The following is a 23,079-nucleotide window of genomic DNA, read 5'->3' as shown; positions in this document are numbered from 1 at the left end:
TTTTTACCCATTTTTGACAGCCCCATGGGCCACCGGGACTTTATGCATCACTTGACCTTAGCGCAGTGGTAAGCCTCCTGCAACTACCGGATTCAGGATGATCTTACAAACCAGAAACCTGACCCTGCAATATCCGGGCAAGATATTGTGCAGCGACTTGAGCCTGATCATCAACCCCGGCGAATGCTGGGCCATACTCGGGCAGAACGGTTGTGGCAAGACTACCTTGATCCATGCTTTGAGCGGCCTGCGCCATATCAATGACGGGAATGCGCCTTCTGTAATGGTGGCAGGGAATGCGCTCCAAGCCTGGTCGCGCCGGGAGCTTGGCCGCCATCTCGGCATCATGTTGCAGGAAGAATCGGGCGAGTTCTGGGGCAACGTTTACGAATATGTATTGCTCGGACGATATCCTCATATCAAAAGCATGTTTGGCCAGGATGCCGTAGACCGGAACATTGCCATGCAGGCGATTGAGCGCATGGAGTTGACCAGTCTCGCCCGTCGTCCGCTTATCACGCTTTCCGGCGGCGAGCGCCAGCGCGCGCGCATCGCGTTGTTGCTTGCCCAGTCACCTCAATGCTATTTGCTGGATGAGCCGCTGCAGCACCTTGATCTGCGTCACCAGCTCCTCGCCATGGCGCTATTCAGTGAACTGGCCAGGCAAGGCAGCGCCCTCATGATGGTGCTCCATGATGTCGGCTGGGCGAGCCGCTTCTGCGATCATGTTCTGATGCTGTTCGATAATGGCCGCGTTATTGCCGGGACTGCGGAAGAGATGCTCAACCGGGCCAATCTTGAAACGCTTTATCAGTGTAATATGAAGGAATTCATTGTTGAGCGCGCGCGTCATTTTGTGCCTGAAACGATGCCGGGTGTATAATTCATAGTTTGATGCTGTCTAAGAAATCTCTAAATAAATCTTCCGTGGATGGTGTCGCTGGCAGGCTGCTGCCGGTCCGCCTTGTCACGCCCCGGCGAAGGGAATCGGCTATTCGCCCCCTCGCCTGGCGTGTAATCTATTCCACAAAACCATTGTCGCGCCCCTGCTGGTAAACTCGCGGGCTTATTCAGGGATTCCCTAAATTTCGTAATGATCCGTAAACTTCTCCACCGGGTTTTCAGCCGCAACCCATCCGTTCCTGTTTCCTCTTCCTACTTTCCTTCCGCTGGGGCGCACATCATCCCGCGCAAGCAACATGGCATTACACGCGATCACATCAACCCCTGTGCGCTGAAAGTGACAACAGGCCTGCAGGACGCAGGGTACTCCGCTTTCGTGGTGGGTGGCGCAGCCCGCGACTTGCTCCTGGGGCTGGAACCGAAAGATTATGACGTCGCCACGAATGCCACACCCGAGGAGGTGCGCGCCATTTTCCGCCGTTCGCGCATTATCGGCCGTCGTTTTCGTCTGGTCCACGTGATGTGCGGTGCCGAGACAGTGGAAGTTTCCACTTTCCGGGGCAGCACATCCCCCGATGAGGACGATGGCGTGACAGTCAGCACGCATGCGGATGAGCATGGGCGTCTTCTGCGCGATAATGTTTTTGGCAGTCAGGAAGAGGACGCGAAGCGGCGTGATTTCACTGTCAACGCGTTATTCTTCAATCCCGTCAGCGAAGAAATCTGGGATTACCTGAATGGCTATGACGATATCAAGGCAAAACGTTTGCGCATTATCGGCGATCCGTTGCAACGGTACCGCGAAGATCCGGTGCGAATGCTGCGGGCAGTCCGCCTCGCGGCCAAGCTCGATATGCAGATCGATGCGGACACCGCAGCGCCGATCGGTGATCTCGCTCCCCTGTTGCAGAACGTGCCGCCATCGCGGCTGTTTGATGAAATGTTGAAGCTGCTCCTGTCCGGCCACGCGTTAGCCTGCGTGATCGATTTGCGCACTCGTGGGCTGCACCATGGTTTGCTGCCAATGCTGGACGTGATACTGGAACAACCTCTGGGTGAGCGCTTCATCACGCTCGCGCTCAAGAAAACAGACGAGCGCGTTCGCCAGGAAAAACCGGTTTCTCCCGGCTTCCTGTTCGCGGCTCTGTTGTGGCACGAGGTACTCGCGGCATGGAATATCCGTCAGACCGCGGGCGAAAAATTGCTTCCTGCCCTGCATCAGGCAATGAACGATGTGCTGGCGGCGCAAAATAAAAAACTTGCTATTCCGCGCCGGTACGACGCAATCATGCAGGAAATCTGGGCGATGCAGCCGCGTTTTATCGGAAGATCAGGACGCAAGCCGTTTCGCCTGCTGGAGCATCCACGCTTTCGCGCCGCGTATGATTTTATGCTGCTGCGTTGCGAGAGTGGTGAAGTGGACATGGAATTGGGCAAGTGGTGGGAAGCATTCCAGCGCGCCAGTTCCGGGGAGCGCGAAGCCATGCTGCTCAAGGATGAAACGCAAAAGAAGCGTAGAAGAGGCCGTGGCCGCCAAAAACCGGCGTCTGGCGATACGGCAGACACCGGCGGGTCAGTCGCGAACGTGGTGAAATAGTGTCATGCGAATCGCAGTTGATTTGCCAGGCTTTCATTGCGCTAGGCAGTAACCTGGATGACCCCGCGCTCCAGGTGCGGTTGGCATTTGACGAGCTGGCGCGGCTTCCTTCAAGCCGCCTGTTGAGGCATTCCTCACTTTATCGCAGCGCACCGATAGGAGGGCTGGATCAGCCTGACTTCATCAACGCCGTTGCTCAGATCGAGACCGGCCTCGCCCCGCATGACCTGCTCAAAGCCTTGCTCGGGATCGAACGTTGTCATGGACGTGTGCGTGCGTACCCAAATGCGCCGCGAACACTGGATCTGGATATGCTGATATATGATGATCTGCAATGTGACGAGCGCTGCCTGGTCCTGCCACACCCACGCATGCATCAACGGGCATTCGTGTTGCAGCCACTTCTGGAAATCGCGCCGGACTGCCATATTCCAGGTCGCGGTGCTGCTGCTGAATTATTGGCCGTATGCGCGGGACAACGAATCGAGCGAGAGCAAAATAAATGACTCTGGAAAAATATCGCTACATTGTCGTCGAGGGCCCGATTGGCGCAGGAAAAACCAGCTTGGCGCAGCGCATGGCGAGCTGCCTGAGCGGAACGCTGCTGCTGGAAAAACCGGCCGAAAATCCGTTTCTCGAAAAATTCTATGGTGATATGCCGCGTTATGCCCTCCCGACACAATTATTTTTTTTGTTTCAGCGCGCTAATCAACTACAGGGCTTTGCGCAAATGGATATGTTCACTAAAGTGACCGTAAGCGATTTCCTGCTCGAAAAAGACAATTTGTTCGCCAGGCTTACCCTCAGTGATGCCGAATATGATCTGTATCAGCAAATCTATCGTCATCTGAAGCCCCAAGCGGCGACGCCCGATCTGGTAATTTATTTGCAGGCCTCCCCCGCAACCTTGATGGAACGGGTTAAGCGGCGCGGCAGCGCTTTTGAGAAAACCATTTCCGAGGAATATCTATGGCGCCTAAGTGACAGTTACACCAGTTTTTTTCATCAATACGAAGATGCGCCGGTAATGATGATCAACAGCGAAAATCTCAATTTTGTTGATAGCCAGGAGGATTTTGATCTATTGTTGCAACAGGTGGAGCAGATGCGCGGCCCTCGGGAATATTTCAATCGCGGCAGTTAATCATCAGAAGGCGTAAGGCAGTCGCAATTTCATATTCACATATCCACCAGCGGCATTGGCGACAATCAAGCTATTTTTTAGTGCCAATATTTTGATGCACAATACCAGGAGTCTGTTATGCGTACCACGCAAGATGCTTTACAAAAAATGCGGGATGATGGAGAAAAGATCGCGGTCCTGACTTGTTATGATGCCAGTTTCGCAACATTGCTTGAAAATGCCGGTGTCGATATTCTACTGGTGGGCGATTCCCTGGGTAACGTAGTGCAGGGCGAAGAAAGTACGCTGCCGGTAACGCTGGATGACATGATTTATCACACCCGTTGCGTCGTGCGTGGTTCAAGCAAAGGGTTCATTATGGCCGACATGCCTTTCGGCACGTCCCAGATCACTCCGGAAGATACCTTCGAGAATGCTGCCGAACTCATGGCGGCGGGCGCGAATATGGTGAAGCTCGAAGGTGGCTCAATTATGGCGGAAACGGTTGAATTCCTTACCCGCCGAGGAATCCCAGTTTGCGCTCATATCGGCCTGACACCCCAGTCGGTACACCAGCTTGGGGGTTACAAGGTACAAGGCAAGACTGACCACCAGGCAAAACAATTATTGGAGGATGCCGTAGTTCTGGAAAAAGCGGGCGCGGGCATGCTCCTGATGGAAGTCGTCCCTGCCGCGCTTGCCAAAAAAGTTACCGAAAAACTGACTATTCCCACCCTTGGTATTGGCGCCGGCATGGATTGCTCCGCGCAGGTGCTGGTATTGTATGACATGCTAGGTCTTTATTCCGGCAAGAAAGCCAGATTCATGAAGAATTTCATGACCGACGCTGGCAGCATCAATGAAGCAGTGGAAAATTACGTCGCGGCGGTCAAAGCCAGAGAGTTTCCAGGACCGGAACACGCATTCTGATTGGAGCGGGGGTTAGCATGGAGGTTATCACTGACATCCGGTCCTTGCGTCGCCGCCTCAAGCGACAGGCTTCCATTGCCTTTGTTCCGACCATGGGCAGTCTGCATGAAGGCCATTTATCGCTGGTGCGGATCGCGCAACAAAAAGCGGGTTGCGTGGTGGCAAGCATTTTTGTTAACCGCCTGCAATTTGCTCCGACGGAGGATTTTGATCAGTATCCGCGCGCTTTAGCGGATGACTGTCGGCTATTGAAAGATGGGGGTGTCGACATAGTATTCGCGCCCGAAGAGAAGGCCCTTTATCCATCGCCCCAGGAGTTTATGCTGGAGCCGCCGCCGATAGCGAATACGCTGGAAGGCGAATTCCGTACCGGATTTTTTCGTGGTGTGGCAACGTTGGTGCTGAAACTTTTCAATATCGTTCAACCTCAGGCAGCGGTGTTCGGTAAAAAGGATTATCAGCAACTGCACATCATACGCGAACTGGTAAGGCAATTGAATCTGCCGCTCGATATCGTCGCAGGCGACACGGTACGCGCATCTGATAATCTGGCTTTGAGTTCCCGCAATCGCTATCTCTCAAACGAGGAACGCGCCAAGGCGGTGCGTTTATATCAAGCCTTATCTCAAATCAAGCAGGGAATAGAAGCCGGAAACAGGAATTTTCATGAAATGGAAGAAAAAGCAAAGGAGAGTCTTCGTAGCTATGACTGGGAGGTTGATTACATTGCCGTGCGACAACGCGACACATTGGCTTCAGTGCAGGCGGACGATGAGGATATGGTCGTGCTGGGAGCAGCCAGGCTGGGTAAAACCAGGCTGATAGATAATCTTGAGGTAGCCGCTGGAATTTGAACAGAAGTCAATGCTAAATTTGATGAACGTCCTATTCAAGACTTTCGCAATGGGGTACCTCGACCTGTAAACCGGATTTCTGCTCGATTTCAATGCGCGTTTTCTACTTGGGACAGTTTGCGATGCACCGTTCTTCCACTATTTTCCTCCCGCCACAGCTTAAGAAACACGCATCCTGAACCGATTGACACCCGCATTCGACCTCACATTGTTCGTAGCGCAAGCGGTCAAACTCCCTGTTACGATCCGGCGGGACTGGCGGTGGTGGCCGGTAAAAAAAAGGATAGGAATATCCCATGCCATAATAGGGCCCTCCCCACCCCCAACCCCACGGCGAGCCGCCCCAACCCCAGGCGGAGCGCCCCCACCCCAAGCCGGCACGGCCCCAACCGAGATGTCGTGAATTCATCTGCCGGCGGTAGGTATGGAGTTCATCTTCATAACGCTGTACCGCCTTGTTATATCTCTGCTCCACCAGGGGCTCAATGCGTTTCAGACATGACTGATAAGTAGACGAGCAACCTTGCTGGCAAGATTCCAGCTTCTGCGTGCATTTGTCCAGGCAGACGCTTGCCGCAGGATCGGTAGGGGGCTCATAACGATGAGTCACCTGATGGCGGGGAGCGAACATGACACAACCAGACAGACCGCTTATCAAAATGCCCAGAACGATGGCACGTCGAAATGGAATCATGTTTAGTCTTTTATCCTAAATTCGGCAGTTGGACAGGGTGGAGTGTGCGGTTTTTGGGGTGCAGGGCAAGGCGCAACGACGCGGAATGGTCATTCCATTCCAAGGAGTTGTAACGCCGCCATGCGCCGCAAAAACCGCGCAATCCGCCCTGTAGCAAACTCACTTTATAGGTGAAGGTCAAATGACACAAAAAGTCTTTATGGAATCATTGCGCTAAATTAAAAGATGAGCGGTCAACTGCCGGATTTAGGTTTATCAAACCTGCAGTCTTAATCAATCTTTGATAACGCGCTACCCAAATGAAAAGAAAAAAGTTTACCTGAATGGTTGTTAGCGAATTTGCCAACTTATTGCTGGCGGACAAGATGGACGGTTTATTCTAGCGCATCAGGCCTTGGCATTCGCTAAGATTTCTACGTTTGCAAACAGCGAAAGCAAGGCTCGCTGCAAATTCTGCTACGGCAAAAGATCCAAAGATTGGATCAAGTCACAAATAGACACGCTAACTACTTGATTGACTGTCAAATAAGCGTCGTCGCCATCTGACGACACGGAATACCTTTGGATTTTCAAGTAGTTAAGATATATCGTGGATTCGGTGTTGCTGGGAAGCAACAATAATACCCTCCTTTATTCTTCTTATTATGTAACAGGTTGTTTTAAAAGGACTTTATATCTGGCACGATAAATGCTTAAAATTAAGAAGCACGAGCCGAACAGTTCTAAACAATGACTGTACGGGAAGTACTGAAGGTAGTAAGCATATTCACCACTAGACGGGAGGCACGCAACGGGATAAATACACGCCGGGACAGATATGCGGGGCAGGTGACGTTCTGTGGCAACTTGCTGAACCTTGCTTTGTCTTAATTAACTTGCCTTGATAGCGTCATGGTCGATGCATAAACTCTGGCAACACAGCTTAACATAAGGAGGTTTTTCATTATGTTTCCACTGCAAAGCCCGAAGCAAAACCGGATTCTTGCGGCCCTGCCGACGGAAGATTATGCGAGACTTCTTCCGTATCTTGAGTTCATATCCATGCCATTGGGGTATGTAATTTATGAATCCGGCGCCCCCATCACGCATTTATATTTTCCGACCACCAGTATTGTCGCACCAGTGTATGAAGTGGAAAACGGCACCTCAGTGCGGCTTGCAATTATCGGTAACGAAGGTCTTGCCGGTCTTTCTTCTCTCTTGGGCGACGGCGTGATGCCGGCGGGGGTTGTGGTGCAAAGTGGGGGTAATGGTTACCGGATCGGGACAAAAGTATTGAAAAACGAATTCGATTCGTGCGGTAAATTACAACAACTGGTATTGCATTACACGCAAGCGCTGATTACGCAAACCGCGCAGAATGCGATATGTAATCGGCATCACAATATAGAGCAACAGCTATGTCGTTTCCTGTTAATGAGCCTGGATCGATCGGCGGGCAATGAATTGCAAATGACGCACGAGCAAATAGCAGTTATGTTGGGCGTTCGGCGGGAAAGCGTGACGCAGGCGGCTCTTAAACTGCAAACGGTTGGAGCAATCCGGTACAGCCGTGGCCATATCACGATAGTGGATCGTGAAGAGATGGAAGATTCCGTATGTGAATGTTATGGGGTTGTGAATAATGAGTACGAGCGTCTGTTACCCCATCCATCCGTCTCTGATCCTGCTCCGGTAGCGGCTAAGCGATACGTCAGTAAAGAAATATGGTCTGTAAGCTGAGGAGAGCCCCGGACTACACAGCGAGAACCAAAGTCGCCCTCCCCCTGATCTTGGTTCGCGCTGTGTAGGCCCGGTTTGTCGCATAGCGGTGAAAGTCACTCGTCGTTTGGTGCCGCCATGAGCTCTCTCAAAACATAAGGTAATATGCCCCCATGCATATAATAATCCGCTTCGGTAGCCGTATCGATCCTGCTCAGTAAATCGATTTCGCGGGGGGAACCATCATTGCCATGAATTACCAGCGTCACATTTTGCTGCGGCCGAATATCGTCCAACCCCCGAAGGTCGAATTTCTCATCACCCTTGATGCCGAGCGATTGCGTGCTGGCGTTGTCCTTGAATTGCAACGGCAGCACGCCCATGCCGACAAGATTGCTGCGGTGTATGCGCTCAAAGCTGCTGGCGATGACTGCCTTGACACCGAGTAACTGGGTTCCCTTCGCGGCCCAATCACGGCTTGATCCGGCGCCATATTCTTCTCCCCCAAATACAACTGTCGGCACGCCGTCCTCAATATACTTCATGGCCGCATCGTAAATGCTCATTTGCCGACCGTCCGGCTGATGTAGCGTAACACCCCCTTCACTGCCCGGTATCATGAGGTTTTTGATGCGCACATTGGCGAAAGTGCCACGCATCATGACAGCATGATTGCCACGGCGCGCGCCGTAACTATTAAAATCAGACTTTGGAACGCCACTTGCAAGCAAGTATTCCCCGGCGGGTGAAGTATCCTTGATGCTTCCGGCCGGGCTGATATGATCGGTCGTCACTGAATCACCAAATATGCCTAGTACACGCGCATTGCGTATCCCATCCGGCTTGGCTGGCTGCATGGAAAAGTCTTGAAAGAACGGCGGCTCGGCAATATACGTGGATTTCGGCCAATCATATACTTCCCCCGAAGCTGATGATATATCGTTCCACAACGGATGATCCTGGGTGAGATTGCTGTAGAGCCGGCGGAATGCTTCCGCATTGGCGGCAAATTTCATCAGCCCATGGATCTCGCCCTCGCTCGGCCAGATGTCACCCAGCCAGACGGGCTTCCCGTCCTCGCCAAGCCCCAGCGGTTCAGTCGTCAAATCCCTGAGCATTGTTCCCGCGATGGCGTATGCCACGACAAGCGGGGGAGAGGCGAGGAAATTGGCACGAATGTTGGGATGGATTCGCGCCTCGAAATTGCGGTTGCCGGAGAGCACTGCGGCGCACACCAGCTCATTCGTCACCACGGCTTCCTCGATTGGATCCGACAGCGGCCCCGAATTGCCAATGCAGGTGGTACAGCCGTAGCCAGCCAGATTAAAGCCCAGTTCTTCAAGATAGGGCAGCAGGCCGGTAGCGGTAAGATATTCCGTTACCACGCGTGATCCTGGTGCAAGCGATGTCTTGATGTGGCGCTTTACCTTCAGTCCTTTTTCTACCGCCTTCTTTGCCAACAGTCCCGCAGCGAGCAGCACGCTGGGGTTAGAGGTATTGGTGCAAGATGTAATCGCCGCAATCAGAACATCGCCGTGGCCCAGATCGAATGGACCATTCGATATGCACAACGGAGCTTCGACCATATCCAGTATCGGACGATTGTTGACCATCTCCGTAATATTCCTTTCTGTCCCCGGGCTCACGGCAGCGGTGTTTCGGCTCGAATCACCGGCGATAGTCCCTCTATCCATGCCGTATTCATCACAAGCGCGTACTGAATAGCGGCGATCCATAGCTGTGGCATCCCTGCCATAACCGTTCTCCGAAACAGGCTTGGCAAAAAGCTCGGTTAACGTGTGTTTTATGTTTCCGATTTCAATTCGGTCCTGTGGCCGCCTGGGCCCGGCCAGCGAAGGGGTGACCGTGCCCAGATCAAGCTCCAGTTCACGTGTGTAATCGATATCTCCCTTGCGGGGGATGCCATACAGCCTCTGGGCCTGGAAATAGGATTGCAACGCGGCGATCTCCTCCTCGGTACGTCCCGTATATCTGAAATACTCGATGGTGGCATCATCCACCGGGAAGAAGCCCATGGTGGCCCCGTATTCAGGGGACATATTGGCGATAGTGGCACGGTCGGGCACCGATAGCGACGTGGTACCTTCGCCAAAAAATTCCACAAACTTACCCACCACATTGGCTTTGCGTAACATCTCGGTGACGGTCAGCACCAGGTCGGTGGCGGTAACACCGGCATGCAGATGGCCCGTCAGATTCACGCCAACAACGTCCGGAGTAAGAAAATAAACCGGCTGTCCCAGCATTCCTGCTTCCGCTTCGATCCCGCCAACGCCCCAGCCGACCACACCGATGCCGTTGATCATGGTGGTATGAGAATCCGTTCCTACCAGTGTATCGGGATACACCACGCCATTCTTCTGGTGCACGCCGCGGGCAAGATATTCCAGATTCACCTGGTGCACGATACCGATTCCGGGCGGCACGACTTTGAACGTGTCGAACGCCTGCATCCCCCATTTAATGAACTGGTAGCGCTCATTGTTGCGACGGAATTCCATCTCCATGTTAAGGTCGAGCGCCTGGTTGTTACCGTAGTAATCGACCTGAACTGAGTGGTCAACCACCAGATCAACCGGCACCAGCGGTTCGACAAGTTCGGGGTCCCTGCCCATTCTTTTTGCCACGCCGCGCATCGCCGCCAAATCCACCAGGAGCGGCACTCCGGTAAAATCCTGCAGTACAATCCGGGACACAACGAAGGGAATCTCATCTGTCCGCGGAGCGTTAGGTTGCCAGCTGGCCAATCGCTTCACATGCGCCTCAGTGATCTTCTCGCCGTCGCAATTGCGCAAGACCGATTCCAGCACGATGCGAACGGAAACCGGCAACCGCGAAATTTTGCCCGCACCGGCCGCTTCCAGGGCCGGAAGAGAATAGAACTTTGCTTTCTTGCTGGTGGAAAGGGGAAGTTCTTTCAGTGTATTGAACAGATTATGCGGCATAGTGATATCCTTCAAAATAATTTTCTAAATGGAGCAAGCCGGGAACCCGTTGCAACAGATCAAGATGGGTTTCCCCGACGTATCGCGTCCCGAGGCTCATTCGCCACCACAAAGACATTCATGTCAGCTTTTCGCTTCATCCGTGCCATATTCTGAAATATCGGCTTCAATCACGCTTTCGGAAAAGCTCTGATAGGCACTGCCGATTCGCCTCGCCATCGAGTCGGGAAAGAGATGGAACTCGCCCGCTTTCAGCGCGATGACGATACCTTCGGCAACAAACGATGGAGGCTCCGCAAGCCCCGCCAACCCAGCGGCGCTACTCATGTCGGTAGCGATAAGACCGGGATGCACGCTCAGAACCGCTGTGCCCTGCCGGCCCAGCAATTCACGCAGTGCCTGTGTGATCGAGTAAGCCGCGGCCTTGGAAGCCGAATGCGTCGCGAAACTGGCGGTGCATTTTAACGACGCAACGGAGTTGAGCTGCACGAACGCCCCACCCCCATTTATTTTGAGAACGGGCGCAAAGGCTTGCGCCATTCGAATAAGACCAAACACATTGATCTTCATTGCAAGTTCGAGCGAATTGATAGCATCGCTGTCCATCGGAGTGGACGCGATAAACACACCCGCATTGTTGACTACCACTTGGGCATCCTTTGTTGCCTCAGCTAATGCTGTAATGGTCTCGGGCTTCGCCAAATCTACGCAAACAGGAACGACTTTGTCTCCATAGCGTTCAACCAAAGGAGCAGCAGAGCCCGGATTGCGAACCGCGGCATAGACTTTCGTTGCTCCGTTATGCAGAAAAACATCGACTATTGCCTTGCCGATTCCACGATTTGCTCCCGTAACAAGAGCTATCTTACCTGCAATGTCGTAATTTTTATTCATCTCGCTTTTTAATTAAGCCTGGCTTTCGGATTTCCCACTTCAAATTATGACCATCAACGGCTATGTACGTTAAGGTTGTCATCGTAGCATCCACGGGAAACCACTTCCATGCTTATCTGCCTCCTGCCGCGGCGGTAACGATGATGTTGTCAGCATTGGCCGACAACGCACAAATCCAAAAAATCATATAATATGAAAAGGGAATGTGACGCTCCTGCAAACGTGGCTGTCCGGGCCGAATGCGCGGGGGGTCCCCTATTTTAGGTTTGTATATTTTGCGGTACCGATATCCGATGGATTAGCTTGGAGCGAGCATTGTTTATGGCCCTTCCCACACTGGCCTTGCTGCATGGTTTCCTTGGCTTTTCGCACCGCGGACCCATCGAGTATTTTCGTGGTGTAGAGCGTGCCTTGCGCCGGATACATATTGCCCCTCTCATACCGGAAGTGCCATCCGCCGGTACCATAGCTGAGCGCGCAGAGGTGCTCTCGCGGCAGCTATTCCGCCGTAACGCACCTGCCTTCGCTTTGGTAGGACATAGCATGGGAGGACTCGATGCCAGGTATCTGATTACCTATCTTGATCCGGACCGGCGTGTAAAGAGCCTGCTTACAGTCGCTACGCCGCATCTGGGCTCACCCCTGGCACGGTGGTTTCTCCAGGCGCATGGACCGATTCCAATGTGGATTCGGCATATCGGAAACCCTGGGCTGCGCGAACTCACTCCCGATGCGCGTGCAAAAATGCCCATTCCGGACCGTGAGGATGTCGACTATTCGTCCTATGCCAGTTGCCGCCCTCTTCATGAGCTTCCATTCTGGTTTCGTCCCTATGGGAGCGTCATCCAGGAAGACAATGATGGAATGGTGCCGGTCGGTTCCGCCCAATGGGGGAACTTTCGCGGGGTCGTGCACGCCGACCACGTGGAACTTCTCGGGTGGAGCCTGGATTTTCCCAGTACCCGATCCGGTCGGCCATACGATCACCGTCACTTCTGGACTCGGGCTGCCACCGAGGCGATCGCCGCGGCGGAAAACGACATCACCTGAGGAAGGGGCATGGATCAGAACGAGGGAAATCATCAGTGGGATATGCCGTGGTACGACTGGCTCGTATTTCTGGTGCCGATATCTCTTATAGTTGGTCTTGGGCTGGAATCGGCCCTTGGACCAGAAGGAGTCGAGTACCGAGATTTCCGGGCCGTCGCACACTGGTTTGACCCTGTGTTCTTTCAATATAATTTGATCATGACGCTGCTGGCGGTGCTGGTAGTGCCGTCGCTCGCTTTAAGTTATATACAAACCATGGCAAACCGGAAGGAAAGACGGTTACAGCGTGAGGTCCCACTCGAACGTCGCGGTGAAGTCCGCAGAAGGATGGGGCGCCGTGCTTCCTTCAGCAACTATCGCGGTAGTGTCTGGCTGACCACCACTGTCGTGCTGCTCGGTACTTGCATCCTGCTTTTGTTCAAGCCTGTTTCCTCGGCGGGGGAAACGGGTGTTGATTTCAGTCTTGGCGCAAACATGATGACAATGGGCCCTTTCGTCGAATTGTTCGAGAATAATCCGGATGCGTACTACTCTCATCTCACTCGAAGTCTCACTGCTTTCCAATTTGGTTTCCTGGGCGCGTACATTTATTTCATTGGCTCAGTCGTACGTGCATACTTCACATTCGATCTGACTTCCCATACTTTTGTTGATGGCACCATCCGCATGATCGTCGCCAGTATACTGGCGCTGGTACTCTCCTTCGCCTTCGACTTCATCTTCGCAGGCGACCTCATATCCGATGAAACGTCAGCTTCTGCCCATGTCGGTGATTCCACTGAATCTGCGTCCGCCGCCAAGCTTTCGTCCGCCGAAAATTCATCTGCTATTGAGGATTCCGCGAGCAGTTCTGAGGAAGCAGAGTCAACAATACCTGCGAGTCTTAGCCTGCTTCCCGTTTTGAGCTTTTTCTTTGGTTTCTATCCAAAACGCGCGTTACTGGCTATCGAACGTATTGTGCTCAAGGTAATGAGGAATACCTTTGGAGAGAGCTATCGCGCGCTGCCGCTTTCCATGCTTTCGGGCATGAGCTATGCCCATGAACTGAGACTGGAGCGAGAGGGTTATGACAACATTGAAAATCTGAGCAATGCCGACGCCGTGGACATCGCGGTACGCACCTGCTTCAGCTATAGCCAGTCCAAGCAATGGATAGATCAGGCGTGGCTCGCGGCGCACTTGCGGGAGGATTATCCGGAATTCGTGCGCCGCACGGGTATTACGAATAGTGACGAGTTGCAGCGTTTCCTATTCACTTGCGATCGCGCCCAAGTTGACGGAGTCGGGCAATTGGTGGCTGGGTTATCGACAGACTCGGCGGCAGGTTCATCATGGAAGGTAAAGCTGGCGGCCCTGAAAATATTGCTCGATGTAAATACCGCGGGCAGCGAACCCCGCCAATCAAGGGAAAAGGGAGAGTGAAGCGGACTGAGGCGCCTCAACTTGCTTGGTGTGAGCAGGTAAAGCAGAGCCTACGTTAAATTACAAAACTGTCAACAAACTCGTTAACCGGCATTGCTTCCAGTCTTATTTGGTCCAGGCAGATGTCAATTATCTCCTTTTGCTGCGTTACCGGGAAGCGGCGCGCGAGGTTGGTTCTAAACTTTTCTTCCAGTAGTGGAATGCCTTCGTGACGACGAAGCTTGTGACCGATGGGGTATTCCACAACGACTTCATCCAGCTTGCTGCCATCCCTGAATTCCACCGTAATGCCGTTGGTGATAGAGCGTTTTTCGGGATCGTAATAATCCCGGGTAAACCGCGAGTCCTCGACACAAGTGATTTTCGCGCGCAGCGTGTCAATGCGCGGATCGCTTGCCACAGCATCCTCATAATCGGCAGCGGTAAGCCTCCCAAAAATCAGCGTTACCGCGACGATGTACTGGATGCAATGATCACGGTCGGCAGCGTTGTACAACGGCCCTTTCTTGTCGATGATACGGACCGCCGCCTCGTGAGTACGAATTGTGATTTTATCGATCTCATCGATCCGCTCTTTTACCCAGGGATGGATCTGCAGGGCACATTCTGCCGCTGTCTGGGAATGAAATTCAGCAGGGAACGAAACCTTGAACAATACATTTTCCATCACATATGAGCCCCACTGCGCAATCGGCCTCTGGAAGCTGAATGGCCGCCCCTTGAATAGCGCATCATAAAACCCCCAGGTTTTGGCGGTGAGCGCCGAGGGATAACCCATTTCTCCCTTCAGCGTAATCAGCGCGAGCCAGACTGCGCGGCTGGTGGCGTCGCCCGCCGCCCAGGATTTGCGCGAGCCGGTATTCGGCGCATGGCGGTAGGTACGCAGCGGTTGTCCATCCACCCACGCCTGCGAAAGCGCATCAATGATCTGCCCGCGGCTGCCGCCTAATAAATGCGTCACCACCGCGACGGATGCAACCTTAACCAGCACCACATGATCCAGCCCGATTTTATTGAAGCTGTTTTCCAACGCGAGGCAACCCTGGATTTCATGTGCCTTGATCATTGAGTTCAGGACGTCGCGCATAGTGAAAGGCCTCTTCCCGTTAGCCACGGCATGACGTGCACACCAGTCCGCCACCGCAAGTATGCCTCCGAGATTATCCGATGGATGGCCCCACTCGGCAGCAAGCCAGGTATCGTTGAAATCGAGCCAGCGAATCATGGTACCGATATTGAACGCAGCCTGTACCGGATCGAGCTGAAAAAGGGTGCCGGGAATTTTCGCGCCATTGGGCACTATCGTGCCCGAGACAAGCGGTCCGAGCAGTCCGGTGCAGGCCGGGTAAGTAAGCGCTTCCATCGCACAGCCGAGAGAATCCATCAGGCAGTTGCGCGCCGTATCATAAGCCAGGCTGCTGAGAACACTGGGATTGACGACATAATCGGCAATGTCTCCCAGCACTTGATCGGGATGGGGACGGATATTGGAGATGTGGGACGACATGGCACATATTATAGAGCAGCCAACCTATAGAGCCAGCCATCCGACAGGGATCACTGTCTTCCCGCGAAAGCGGCCGAAAACGAACTACCCCGTGAGTCACCAACATCCAACAGAGAGAGTCCGTCTTTCCCGCGAAAGCGGGAATCCAGAAATATTCCCCATTTATGATGGCTGACTCCGTAACAGGTAAGCGGCAAGCAACCTCGGTATTCTGAGCCGTTGATGATAGTACCGTGGTCGCCCTATCCGGGTTGAGCCTTCATCCAGTACTCGTCTGAATACACTTCTCGATTATTTCTCCTGGTACTACCGTCATTCCCATGATGGAAGAGCGCGCGTTCCGAACCTGCTCCCCTGCCCTTCGTCCACCCCTCCAGTGCGCCGCCGGCGTAACGCACACACTGCTGCCAGTAACGGCACAGATATTTCGCGAGTCTTGCCCCCCCTATCGACGGTAGTACCAGGCGTGGTAAAGCGTTTTTACGATGCGACTGCTCTTGCGATATGCAAAGGCGGATCGGGACTTGCAATGTTTCCCACGATAGGTGCATTCGTTTGGAAAAGATGGGTGCAGCCGACGAAGGCGAGGGTAGTTACGAGGAGAGTGCTAGCATCAATCTACTTGCTTACAGCAATATTTTACGAACTCAATCCCGGGCGGCCGCTGTGCTATAAAGAAAGTTGTAATGCAGGATCATATGGTCATGATCAGAGATTGAGGTGAGGAAACTCGCTGTGCGCGAGGGAGATCAGATTTGACTGAACAGCAGCAGACAACAGAGCAGGTAATGAATACGGAAGAAGATGCGGCCCGCGTGCTCCTGGAAATCGTGCGGCAGCTAGCAGTGGAATTGCACGCACGTTCCGGGGCAGAAATGTCGGCAACACTAGACAGTTCCCTGGAGCGGGATCTGGGCTTTGACAGTCTCTGGCGCGTGGAACTGATCGCTCGCACAGAGCGCATCTTCCGAATCAGTCTACCGGAACAAATGCTTGCCAATGCTGAAACGCCGCGCGACCTGTTGCAAGCAGTGTTGACTGCTGTGCCCTCAGCGATGCCGCTGAAGGGAATGCAGCGGAGTGACGCCCCAGTCCGGGCACAAGCCGAACCGTCAGATGCGCTTACTCTGCCGCAGGTTCTTGATTGGCATGTGCACTCCCACCCGCATCGGATGCACATTACATTGCTGGATGAAGCAGGCAAAGAAACCGGAATCTCCTACGCTGCCTTGCAGAAAAGCGCCCGGGAGATTGCATCGGGACTGCTGGAATATGGGTTGCAGCCCGAACAGTCTGTGGCCATCATGCTACCGACCAGCCACGACTATTTCTGCTGCTTCTTTGGAGCGCTTCTGGCTGGCGGGGTACCCGTGCCAATTTATCCACCTGCTCGGGCCTCACAAATCGAGGATCATCTGCGCCGGCATGCCGGCATTCTGTCCAACGCACTTGCTGTGATCCTGATTACTGTACCTGAGGCGAGGCCTGCCGCGAGGCTGCTCCAGGCACAGGTGGAGACCTTAGGCGCAGTTGTCACCGCGGGCGAACTGTCCGTTCCCCGGCAAGCGCCAGGATATCCTCACCAGGCCGGGCAGATTGCGCTGCTCCAGTACACTTCCGGCAGCACCGCCAACCCGAAGGGTGTTGCCTTGACTCATGCCAATCTATTGGCCAATATCCGCGCGATGGGGCAGGTGACGCAGGTCACTTCCACGGACGTGTTTGTCAGTTGGTTGCCGCTGTATCATGACATGGGATTGATCGGCGCCTGGCTGGGCAGTCTGTATTATGCCTGCCCCTTGGTAGTGATGTCGCCAATCACCTTTCTGGCACGGCCGGAGCGCTGGCTGTGGGCAATCCATCGGCACCGCGGCACCCTTTCGGCATCCCCCAATTTCGGCTATGAGCTGTGCCTGCGCAAGATTCCGGACGATGCTCTCGACGGACTGGATCTATCTAGTTGGCGCATGGCTTTCAACGGTGCCGAACCGGTAAGTCCCGAGACCATCGTCAACTTCACGCAGCGCTTCGCCCGCTATGGGCTACATCCGGAGGCGATTGCACCGGTATACGGACTGGCTGAATGTTCAGTAGGGCTGGCTTTCCCACCGCCAGGGCGCGGACCGCTGATCGATCGTATTAAACGGGATAAATTCACGCGTTCCGGTCAGGCGGATCCGGCCGGCAGCGAGGAGGCGGATGCGCTGCGCTTCGTGGCTTGTGGCCCGCCGCTTCCCGGCCATCAGATCAAAATCGTTGACGCGATGAGCAATGAAGTGGGCGAGCGGGTGGAAGGCCGCGTGGAATTCAAAGGGCCGTCCGCTACTAGCGGTTACTTCCGTAATCCTGAGCAGAATCGCCAGTTGTTCCACGACGGATGGCTGGATTCTGGCGATCTCGCCTATGTCGCTGCAGGTGATCTTTATCTGACCGGACGCGCAAAAGACATCATTATCCGCGCCGGGCGCAATATCTACCCCTATGAACTGGAGGAGGCGGTGGGTAATATCGCCGGCATTCGCAAGGGGTGCGTCGCGGTTTTTGGCAGCCCGGATCCAGTTTCCGGCACGGAGCGCCTGGTGGTTCTAGCCGAAGTACGCGATACCGATTCCGGAAAGCGTGAGGAATTGCGTAGCCAAATCAATTCCCTGACTCTGGATATGCTGGGAATGCCGGCAGACGACATCGTGCTGGCGCCCGTCCATAGTGTGCTCAAAACTTCAAGTGGCAAGATCCGTCGGGCAGCCTGCCGTGAGCTGTATGAAAAGGGTGTGGCTTCCCCGCGACCGGTATGGTGGCAGGTGATCCGGCTGGCGTTTGCTGGTGTGCTGCCTCAGTTGCGCCGCGGCAGCAGGATGACGTCCGACATTCTCTACGCCGCGTATGTGTGGGCATTGTTCTCCCTCCTGGCACCGGCAACCTGGCTGGCAACCGCGCTGCTGCCCCGTCCCGCCTGGGGTTGGGCGGTGAGTCGCGGGAGCGCGCAGATCCTCACACGTTTGTCAGGAACTCCATTGGTGGTTCACGGATTGGAAAATTTCCCCCGCAAGACACCTTGCGTGCTGGTGGCAAACCATGCCAGCTACCTTGATGGGATCATGCTCGTCGCGGCCCTGCCAGGCGGATTCAGTGCCAAGGGGTATTTCAGTTTTGTGGCCAAGCGGGAGCTGCTGGACAATATCGTTTCGCGCGTGTATTTGCGGCATATTGGGTCGGATTTCGTCGAGCGCTTCGATCCGGAACGCGGTATGGACGAATTAAAGCAGGTGGCACTCTCTCTGCAGTCTGGCCGCTGTCCGATATTTTTCCCGGAAGGCACATTCAACCGCATGCCAGGCTTGTTACCGTTCCATATGGGCGCGTTTGTGGTAGCGGCCGAGGCAGGTGTACCGATAGTGCCCATGAGCATTCGTGGCACCCGCTCCATTCTTCGCGCCGATCATTGGTTTCCACGCCGCGGAGCTATCACCATTATCATCAGCAAGCCAATCATGCCGGATGGGAAAGACTGGGCGGCCACCGTTCGTCTGCGGGACGCCGCTCGCGCGGAAATCTTACGTCTGTGTGGAGAGCCGGACCTCGCATCGGGAAGTCTAAGCGATGCACGCTCCGAATAGAGAGCGCACGCGAATAAGGAGGGACACGTTTATCGTTTTTCGTAATAATCGCCGAAGCAGAAACCAGGAAACATATGTTATCAACATTTTTGAGGAGATCGGAAATTCAGTGTTGAAGAATAACCGCCATCGAGCTGCAACTTGCCTGCACCCCAAAAATCGCCCGCCAACCACCGCTTAGGAGAGATGCCATGCCATACGACACGCTAGAAGACCTTCCGGACAATGTCAGGGATGTGCTGCCGAAACACGCCCAGGAGATATACCGGGCGGCTTTCAATAATGCCTGGGATGAATATAGGGATCCCGCCGAACGCAGGGGCCATGCTTCACGCGAAGAAACAGCGCACAAGGTAGCTTGGGCGGCGGTGAAACACGAATACGAAAAAGATGGCAACAAATGGCGTAAGAAGTCGTAAATACCTGGAGAAATGGATAGGTTCCGATTGTTACCTTCGATCATCGAGTCATCGCCTGACCTTACTTTTATTTTTTCTTGTCACCCCGCCTGACTGTCGCGTGCAGAAATCGGAACAAATTCCCGATCATCCGGCCCGACGTAATTCGCCGACGGCCGAATAATCTTGTTGTCCAGGCGCTGCTCGATAATGTGCGCTGCCCACCCGCTAGTGCGCGCGACTGCGAACAGTGGCGTGAACATGACTCTAGGCACGCCCATCATGTGATAGCTTACGGCGGAGAACCAGTCGAGGTTGGGAAACATTTTTTTGATGTCCCACATCACCGTTTCCAGCCTTGCGGCAATATCGAACATCTTCATATCGCTGGCATTAACAGAGAGTTGTCTTGCGACTTCCCGGATGATGCGATTGCGCGGGTCGGCGACGGTGTAAACCGGATGGCCAAATCCGATAATGATTTCCCTGTTCGCGACGCGGCGGCGGATATCGGCTTCGGCTTCATCCGGATTATCGTAGCGCTTCTGAATATCGAATGCGGCCTCGTTGGCGCCACCATGCTTCGCTCCACGCAATGCACCTATTGCGCCGGTGAAGGCGGAATAAAAATCCGAGCCGGTGCCGGCGATCACGCGTGCGGCAAAAGTAGAAGCGTTGAACTCATGTTCGGCATATAGCACCAGCGACGTGTGCATTGCCTTCAACCAGTTCCGCGGCGGCGGTTTACCATGCAACAGGTGCAAGAAATTTCCACCGATTGAATCATCATCGGTTCCCACGTCAATTCGGCGGTTATCACGAGAATAGTGATACCAGTAGAGCAACATGGGCCCCAGAGAGGCCAATACCCTGTCTGCCAGATCGCGTCCGCCTGCAATAGTACGGTTCTCTGCTTCCGGCAGCACCGTACCTAATGCGGAGACGCCGGTACGCATAACATCCATCGGATGAGCAGTTGCGGGAATCGTTTCCAATATCGTTTTAATGCCGGCGGGAAAGTCGCGCAGGCTCCTCAGTTTTTCCTTATACGCAGCCAGTTCCGCCAGCGTAGGCAGCTTTTCGTGAATCAGCAGATAGGCAATTTCCTCAAATTCACAGGAATCGGCTACATCCAGAATGTCGTAGCCGCGATAATGTAGATCATTACCTGTCCTGCCGACGCTGCAAATGGCGGTATTGCCTGCCACCACGCCCGATAGCATGACCGATTTCTTGGCTTTCGAGCCGGGATTTGGGATAGCTTCACTCATCTTGAGGCTTTTTAGAGAGGCCGGGAAACAGGGCGTCCAGCTTCTTTTCGTATGCGTGGTAATCAAGAAAATCATATAGCTCGGCGCGGGTCTGCATGATATCTACCACGTTTTTCTGCGAGCCCTCGTTGCGTATTGCCCGATATACTTGTAGGGCAGCGGCATTCATGGCCCGAAATGCGGACAGGGGATAAAGCACCAGGGAAACATCCACGCGGGCCAACTCCTCTATTGTGTACAGGGGAGTGACACCGAATTCAGTCATGTTGGCCAGAATGGGCACTTTCACCGCTGCGGCAAACTGCCGGTACATGTCCAGCTCAGTCAGGGCTTCGGGAAAAATCATGTCTGCGCCAGCCTCCACATAGAGACTCGCGCGGTCTATCGCAGCTTGCAGTCCTTCCACCGCCAACGCATCGGTGCGTGCCATTACGACAAAATCGGGGTCGGTCCTGGCGTCCGCGGCAGCTTTGATGCGGTCCGTCATTTCCGCGTGGCTGACGATAGCCTTACCGGGGCGGTGGCCGCAGCGCTTGACCTGCACCTGGTCTTCAATGTGCATCGCTCCCGCACCAAATTTGATCAGCGATTTCACCGTGCGGGCGATACCTAAAGCATTTCCGAACCCGGTATCCGCGTCGACCAGTAACGGTGTGTCAGTGATATCGGTGATGCGGCGTACGTCGGTCAGCACGTCGTCCAGCGTCGACATAGCGAGGTCGGGAAGACCCAGGGATGACGCCGCGACTCCGGCGCCCGAAAGGTAAATCGCCCTGAAGCCGATGCGATCCGCCATGCGGGCGGAATAGGCATTGATACAGCCCGCCACCTGCAATGGCTTTTCGGCGCCAAGAGCGGCGCGAAAACGATAACCAGCGGAGGACGAAATCATATGCGAGGAACAATATTACACTGTGGAGAATAGTTTCATCCGAGCAAATGCTTCACGGAATCCCGCTCTTCCAGCAACTCCTGATAAGTCGCTTGCATTTTTACTTTGCTGAATTCGCTTATTTCCAGATCAGGGACGATTTTGTACCCGCCTCCCCGGCAGGTGACGGGGTAGCCATAGATAACGCCCTCGGGAATACCGTAGCTGCCATCCGAGGGGATGCCCATGGATACCCAGTCATTTTCCCGCGTGCCAAAAACCCAGTCATGGATATGATCGATGGCCGCATTTGCGGCGCTGGCAGCACTCGACAGCCCTCGGGCTTCAATAACCACGGTACCGCGTTTTTGGACGGTGGGGATGAAATAGTTTTCCACCCATGCAGGATCATTAATGAGATAAGTAGCTTTGTTGCCGTCGATCTCGGCATGATTCAGGTCCGGATACTGCGTGGCGGAATGATTGCCCCAAACGATAATTTTTCTGACGCCGAGAACCGGTTTTCCAACCCTGGTGGCGACCTGCCACACAGCGCGATTGTGATCCAGCCGCATCATTGCCGAGAAATTTTCCGGTTTCAGACCCGGCGCATTTCTCATTGCGATGTAAGCGTTCGTATTTGCGGGATTGCCCACAATCAAAACTTTTACATCGCGGCGGGCAACCTCATCCAGCGCCCTGCCCTGGATGGTAAATATGGCGCCATTCGCTTCCAGCAAATCCTTACGCTCCATCCCTTTGGAACGCGGACGCGCGCCCACCATTATCGCGATGCCAGCGTCACGGAAAGCGACCTTGGAGTCATCAGTAACGACGACGCCGGCCAGTAGTGGAAATGCGCAATCCTCCAATTCCATTACCACGCCTTTAAGCGAGGGTAGTAACTGGGGTATATCGAGCAATTGCAGGATAACCGGCTGATGCTTGCCAAGCATGTCGCCGGCGGCGATACGAAACAGCAGGCTGTAACCGATTTGGCCGGCGGCGCCCGTGACTGCGATGCGAATGGGAGGGTTCATTCTTGCGCTCCTGTAGGAAATTGCCAATACAAGAAATTTTCTGAGTTGATTTTCCCAAGCGCGCGAGGGATCTCTCGACGGATGAGCGAAACCGGTATAACAATCCCACGAGAGTGATCCACTTCGCATTCGCGTTTCCACTCGTGTGAGGCGTGCTGGCAAGAGGATTTATTCAGAAATCCCCGTCAGGCATATACACCGCTCTGGACTATAAAAACATTCATCTTTGCTGTCAATTTAG

At 54.1% G+C, this 23,079-nt stretch carries 18 protein-coding genes; 11 read left to right on the top strand and 7 right to left on the bottom strand.

Going from position 1 to position 23,079, the window contains the following annotated elements; all coding sequences use genetic code 11:
* Nucleotides 1-97 precede the first annotated feature (97 nt).
* The 6 genes from BLP45_RS10365 to panC all read left to right on the top strand — a co-directional run bounded on the left by BLP45_RS10365 (nucleotide 98) and on the right by panC (nucleotide 5,407).
* On the top strand, nucleotides 98-883 hold the full coding sequence (locus tag BLP45_RS10365; protein WP_090372354.1) for an ABC transporter ATP-binding protein: 786 nt from the start codon (nucleotides 98-100) through the stop codon (nucleotides 881-883).
* Between the two features lie 210 nt (nucleotides 884-1,093).
* On the top strand, nucleotides 1,094-2,500 hold the full coding sequence (pcnB, locus tag BLP45_RS10360; protein ID WP_090372353.1) for a polynucleotide adenylyltransferase PcnB: 1,407 nt from the start codon (nucleotides 1,094-1,096) through the stop codon (nucleotides 2,498-2,500).
* Entirely contained in the window at nucleotides 2,500-3,006 is a 507-nt protein-coding gene (folK, locus tag BLP45_RS10355) for a 2-amino-4-hydroxy-6-hydroxymethyldihydropteridine diphosphokinase (protein WP_256327780.1), read from the top strand. The genes pcnB and folK overlap by 1 nt, the downstream gene beginning before the upstream one ends.
* Nucleotides 3,003-3,644, top strand: a complete 642-nt coding sequence (locus tag BLP45_RS10350) for a deoxynucleoside kinase (protein WP_090372351.1) — start codon at nucleotides 3,003-3,005, stop codon at nucleotides 3,642-3,644. Before folK ends, BLP45_RS10350 begins: the two co-directional genes overlap by 4 nt.
* A 117-nt stretch (nucleotides 3,645-3,761) precedes the next feature.
* The gene (gene panB / locus BLP45_RS10345) at nucleotides 3,762-4,553 is read left to right on the top strand and encodes a 3-methyl-2-oxobutanoate hydroxymethyltransferase (protein WP_090372349.1); all 792 of its coding nucleotides are present in this window, start codon (nucleotides 3,762-3,764) and stop codon (nucleotides 4,551-4,553) included.
* Nucleotides 4,554-4,570: 17 nt separating this feature from the next.
* The gene (gene panC / locus BLP45_RS10340; RefSeq protein ID WP_090372347.1) at nucleotides 4,571-5,407 is read left to right on the top strand and encodes a pantoate--beta-alanine ligase; all 837 of its coding nucleotides are present in this window, start codon (nucleotides 4,571-4,573) and stop codon (nucleotides 5,405-5,407) included.
* A gap of 103 nt (nucleotides 5,408-5,510) precedes the next feature.
* On the opposite strand, the gene BLP45_RS14425 is transcribed toward panC, so the two are convergent.
* Nucleotides 5,511-6,101: a hypothetical protein gene (locus BLP45_RS14425; protein ID WP_143002433.1), complete on the bottom strand. Its 591-nt coding sequence runs from the start codon at nucleotides 6,099-6,101 to the stop codon at nucleotides 5,511-5,513.
* A gap of 945 nt (nucleotides 6,102-7,046) precedes the next feature.
* Here BLP45_RS14425 and BLP45_RS10335 point away from each other — a divergent pair.
* A complete protein-coding gene (locus BLP45_RS10335) occupies nucleotides 7,047-7,823 on the top strand; it encodes a Crp/Fnr family transcriptional regulator (RefSeq protein WP_090372345.1) in 777 nt (258 codons plus the stop codon).
* 95 nt (nucleotides 7,824-7,918) lie between these two features.
* Here BLP45_RS10335 and BLP45_RS10330 read toward each other — a convergent pair whose 3' ends face one another.
* Together BLP45_RS10330 and BLP45_RS10325 are read right to left on the bottom strand one after the other, a co-directional pair.
* Nucleotides 7,919-10,768: an aconitate hydratase gene (locus tag BLP45_RS10330; protein ID WP_090372343.1), complete on the bottom strand. Its 2,850-nt coding sequence runs from the start codon at nucleotides 10,766-10,768 to the stop codon at nucleotides 7,919-7,921.
* A 123-nt stretch (nucleotides 10,769-10,891) separates the two neighbouring features.
* Nucleotides 10,892-11,662: an SDR family oxidoreductase gene (locus BLP45_RS10325; protein WP_090372341.1), complete on the bottom strand. Its 771-nt coding sequence runs from the start codon at nucleotides 11,660-11,662 to the stop codon at nucleotides 10,892-10,894.
* A 321-nt stretch (nucleotides 11,663-11,983) separates the two neighbouring features.
* Here BLP45_RS10325 and BLP45_RS10320 point away from each other — a divergent pair, with 321 nt between their 5' ends.
* Together BLP45_RS10320 and BLP45_RS10315 are read left to right on the top strand one after the other, a co-directional pair.
* Nucleotides 11,984-12,712, top strand: a complete 729-nt coding sequence (locus tag BLP45_RS10320; RefSeq protein WP_090372340.1) for an esterase/lipase family protein — start codon at nucleotides 11,984-11,986, stop codon at nucleotides 12,710-12,712.
* Between the two features lie 9 nt (nucleotides 12,713-12,721).
* On the top strand, nucleotides 12,722-14,134 hold the full coding sequence (locus BLP45_RS10315) for a hypothetical protein (protein ID WP_090372338.1): 1,413 nt from the start codon (nucleotides 12,722-12,724) through the stop codon (nucleotides 14,132-14,134).
* A gap of 55 nt (nucleotides 14,135-14,189) precedes the next feature.
* Here the strand turns inward: BLP45_RS10315 and BLP45_RS10310 are convergent, their stop codons facing one another.
* Complete coding sequence (locus BLP45_RS10310; protein ID WP_090372336.1) at nucleotides 14,190-15,641, bottom strand: bifunctional 2-methylcitrate dehydratase/aconitate hydratase; 1,452 nt, start codon at nucleotides 15,639-15,641, stop codon at nucleotides 14,190-14,192.
* Nucleotides 15,642-16,396: 755 nt separating this feature from the next.
* On the opposite strand from BLP45_RS10310, the gene BLP45_RS10305 reads away from it, so the two are divergent.
* Together BLP45_RS10305 and chaB are read left to right on the top strand one after the other, a co-directional pair.
* Nucleotides 16,397-19,258: an AMP-binding protein gene (locus tag BLP45_RS10305; RefSeq protein WP_090372334.1), complete on the top strand. Its 2,862-nt coding sequence runs from the start codon at nucleotides 16,397-16,399 to the stop codon at nucleotides 19,256-19,258.
* A gap of 191 nt (nucleotides 19,259-19,449) precedes the next feature.
* The gene (gene chaB, locus BLP45_RS10300) at nucleotides 19,450-19,677 is read left to right on the top strand and encodes a putative cation transport regulator ChaB (RefSeq protein WP_090372332.1); all 228 of its coding nucleotides are present in this window, start codon (nucleotides 19,450-19,452) and stop codon (nucleotides 19,675-19,677) included.
* 80 nt (nucleotides 19,678-19,757) lie between these two features.
* On the opposite strand, the gene prpC is transcribed toward chaB, so the two are convergent.
* From prpC to BLP45_RS10285, 3 genes are read right to left on the bottom strand one after another with little or no spacing between them, the layout of a single operon-like run.
* On the bottom strand, nucleotides 19,758-20,927 hold the full coding sequence (gene prpC / locus BLP45_RS10295) for a bifunctional 2-methylcitrate synthase/citrate synthase (RefSeq protein ID WP_090372331.1): 1,170 nt from the start codon (nucleotides 20,925-20,927) through the stop codon (nucleotides 19,758-19,760).
* Nucleotides 20,920-21,819, bottom strand: coding sequence for a methylisocitrate lyase (gene prpB / locus BLP45_RS10290; protein WP_090372329.1), 900 nt, complete (start codon nucleotides 21,817-21,819; stop codon nucleotides 20,920-20,922). The genes prpC and prpB overlap by 8 nt, the downstream gene beginning before the upstream one ends.
* 35 nt (nucleotides 21,820-21,854) lie before the next feature.
* The gene (locus BLP45_RS10285; RefSeq protein ID WP_090372327.1) at nucleotides 21,855-22,838 is read right to left on the bottom strand and encodes a malate dehydrogenase; all 984 of its coding nucleotides are present in this window, start codon (nucleotides 22,836-22,838) and stop codon (nucleotides 21,855-21,857) included.
* Nucleotides 22,839-23,079: the final 241 nt, after the last annotated feature.

Source organism: Nitrosospira sp. Nl5, assembly GCF_900102495.1.
Taxonomy (GTDB): Bacteria; Pseudomonadota; Gammaproteobacteria; order Burkholderiales; family Nitrosomonadaceae; genus Nitrosospira.
The sequence above is the reverse complement of the archived record's forward strand: the minus strand, read 5'-3'. Positions and strand labels throughout refer to the sequence as shown.

Excerpts from the sequence above, each read along its gene's own strand:
- BLP45_RS10365 (WP_090372354.1), top strand. The coding sequence starts at position 98 with ATGATCTTACAAACCAGAAACCTGACCCTGCAATATCCGGGCAAGATA.
- pcnB (WP_090372353.1), top strand. The coding sequence starts at position 1,094 with ATGATCCGTAAACTTCTCCACCGGGTTTTCAGCCGCAACCCATCCGTT.
- BLP45_RS10350 (WP_090372351.1), top strand. The coding sequence starts at position 3,003 with ATGACTCTGGAAAAATATCGCTACATTGTCGTCGAGGGCCCGATTGGC.
- panB (WP_090372349.1), top strand. The coding sequence starts at position 3,762 with ATGCGTACCACGCAAGATGCTTTACAAAAAATGCGGGATGATGGAGAA.
- panC (WP_090372347.1), top strand. The coding sequence starts at position 4,571 with ATGGAGGTTATCACTGACATCCGGTCCTTGCGTCGCCGCCTCAAGCGA.
- BLP45_RS14425 (WP_143002433.1), bottom strand. The coding sequence starts at position 6,101 with ATGATTCCATTTCGACGTGCCATCGTTCTGGGCATTTTGATAAGCGGT.
- BLP45_RS10335 (WP_090372345.1), top strand. The coding sequence starts at position 7,047 with ATGTTTCCACTGCAAAGCCCGAAGCAAAACCGGATTCTTGCGGCCCTG.
- BLP45_RS10330 (WP_090372343.1), bottom strand. The coding sequence starts at position 10,768 with ATGCCGCATAATCTGTTCAATACACTGAAAGAACTTCCCCTTTCCACC.
- BLP45_RS10325 (WP_090372341.1), bottom strand. The coding sequence starts at position 11,662 with ATGAATAAAAATTACGACATTGCAGGTAAGATAGCTCTTGTTACGGGA.
- BLP45_RS10320 (WP_090372340.1), top strand. The coding sequence starts at position 11,984 with ATGGCCCTTCCCACACTGGCCTTGCTGCATGGTTTCCTTGGCTTTTCG.
- BLP45_RS10315 (WP_090372338.1), top strand. The coding sequence starts at position 12,722 with ATGGATCAGAACGAGGGAAATCATCAGTGGGATATGCCGTGGTACGAC.
- BLP45_RS10310 (WP_090372336.1), bottom strand. The coding sequence starts at position 15,641 with ATGTCGTCCCACATCTCCAATATCCGTCCCCATCCCGATCAAGTGCTG.
- chaB (WP_090372332.1), top strand. The coding sequence starts at position 19,450 with ATGCCATACGACACGCTAGAAGACCTTCCGGACAATGTCAGGGATGTG.
- prpC (WP_090372331.1), bottom strand. The coding sequence starts at position 20,927 with ATGAGTGAAGCTATCCCAAATCCCGGCTCGAAAGCCAAGAAATCGGTC.
- prpB (WP_090372329.1), bottom strand. The coding sequence starts at position 21,819 with ATGATTTCGTCCTCCGCTGGTTATCGTTTTCGCGCCGCTCTTGGCGCC.
- BLP45_RS10285 (WP_090372327.1), bottom strand. The coding sequence starts at position 22,838 with ATGAACCCTCCCATTCGCATCGCAGTCACGGGCGCCGCCGGCCAAATC.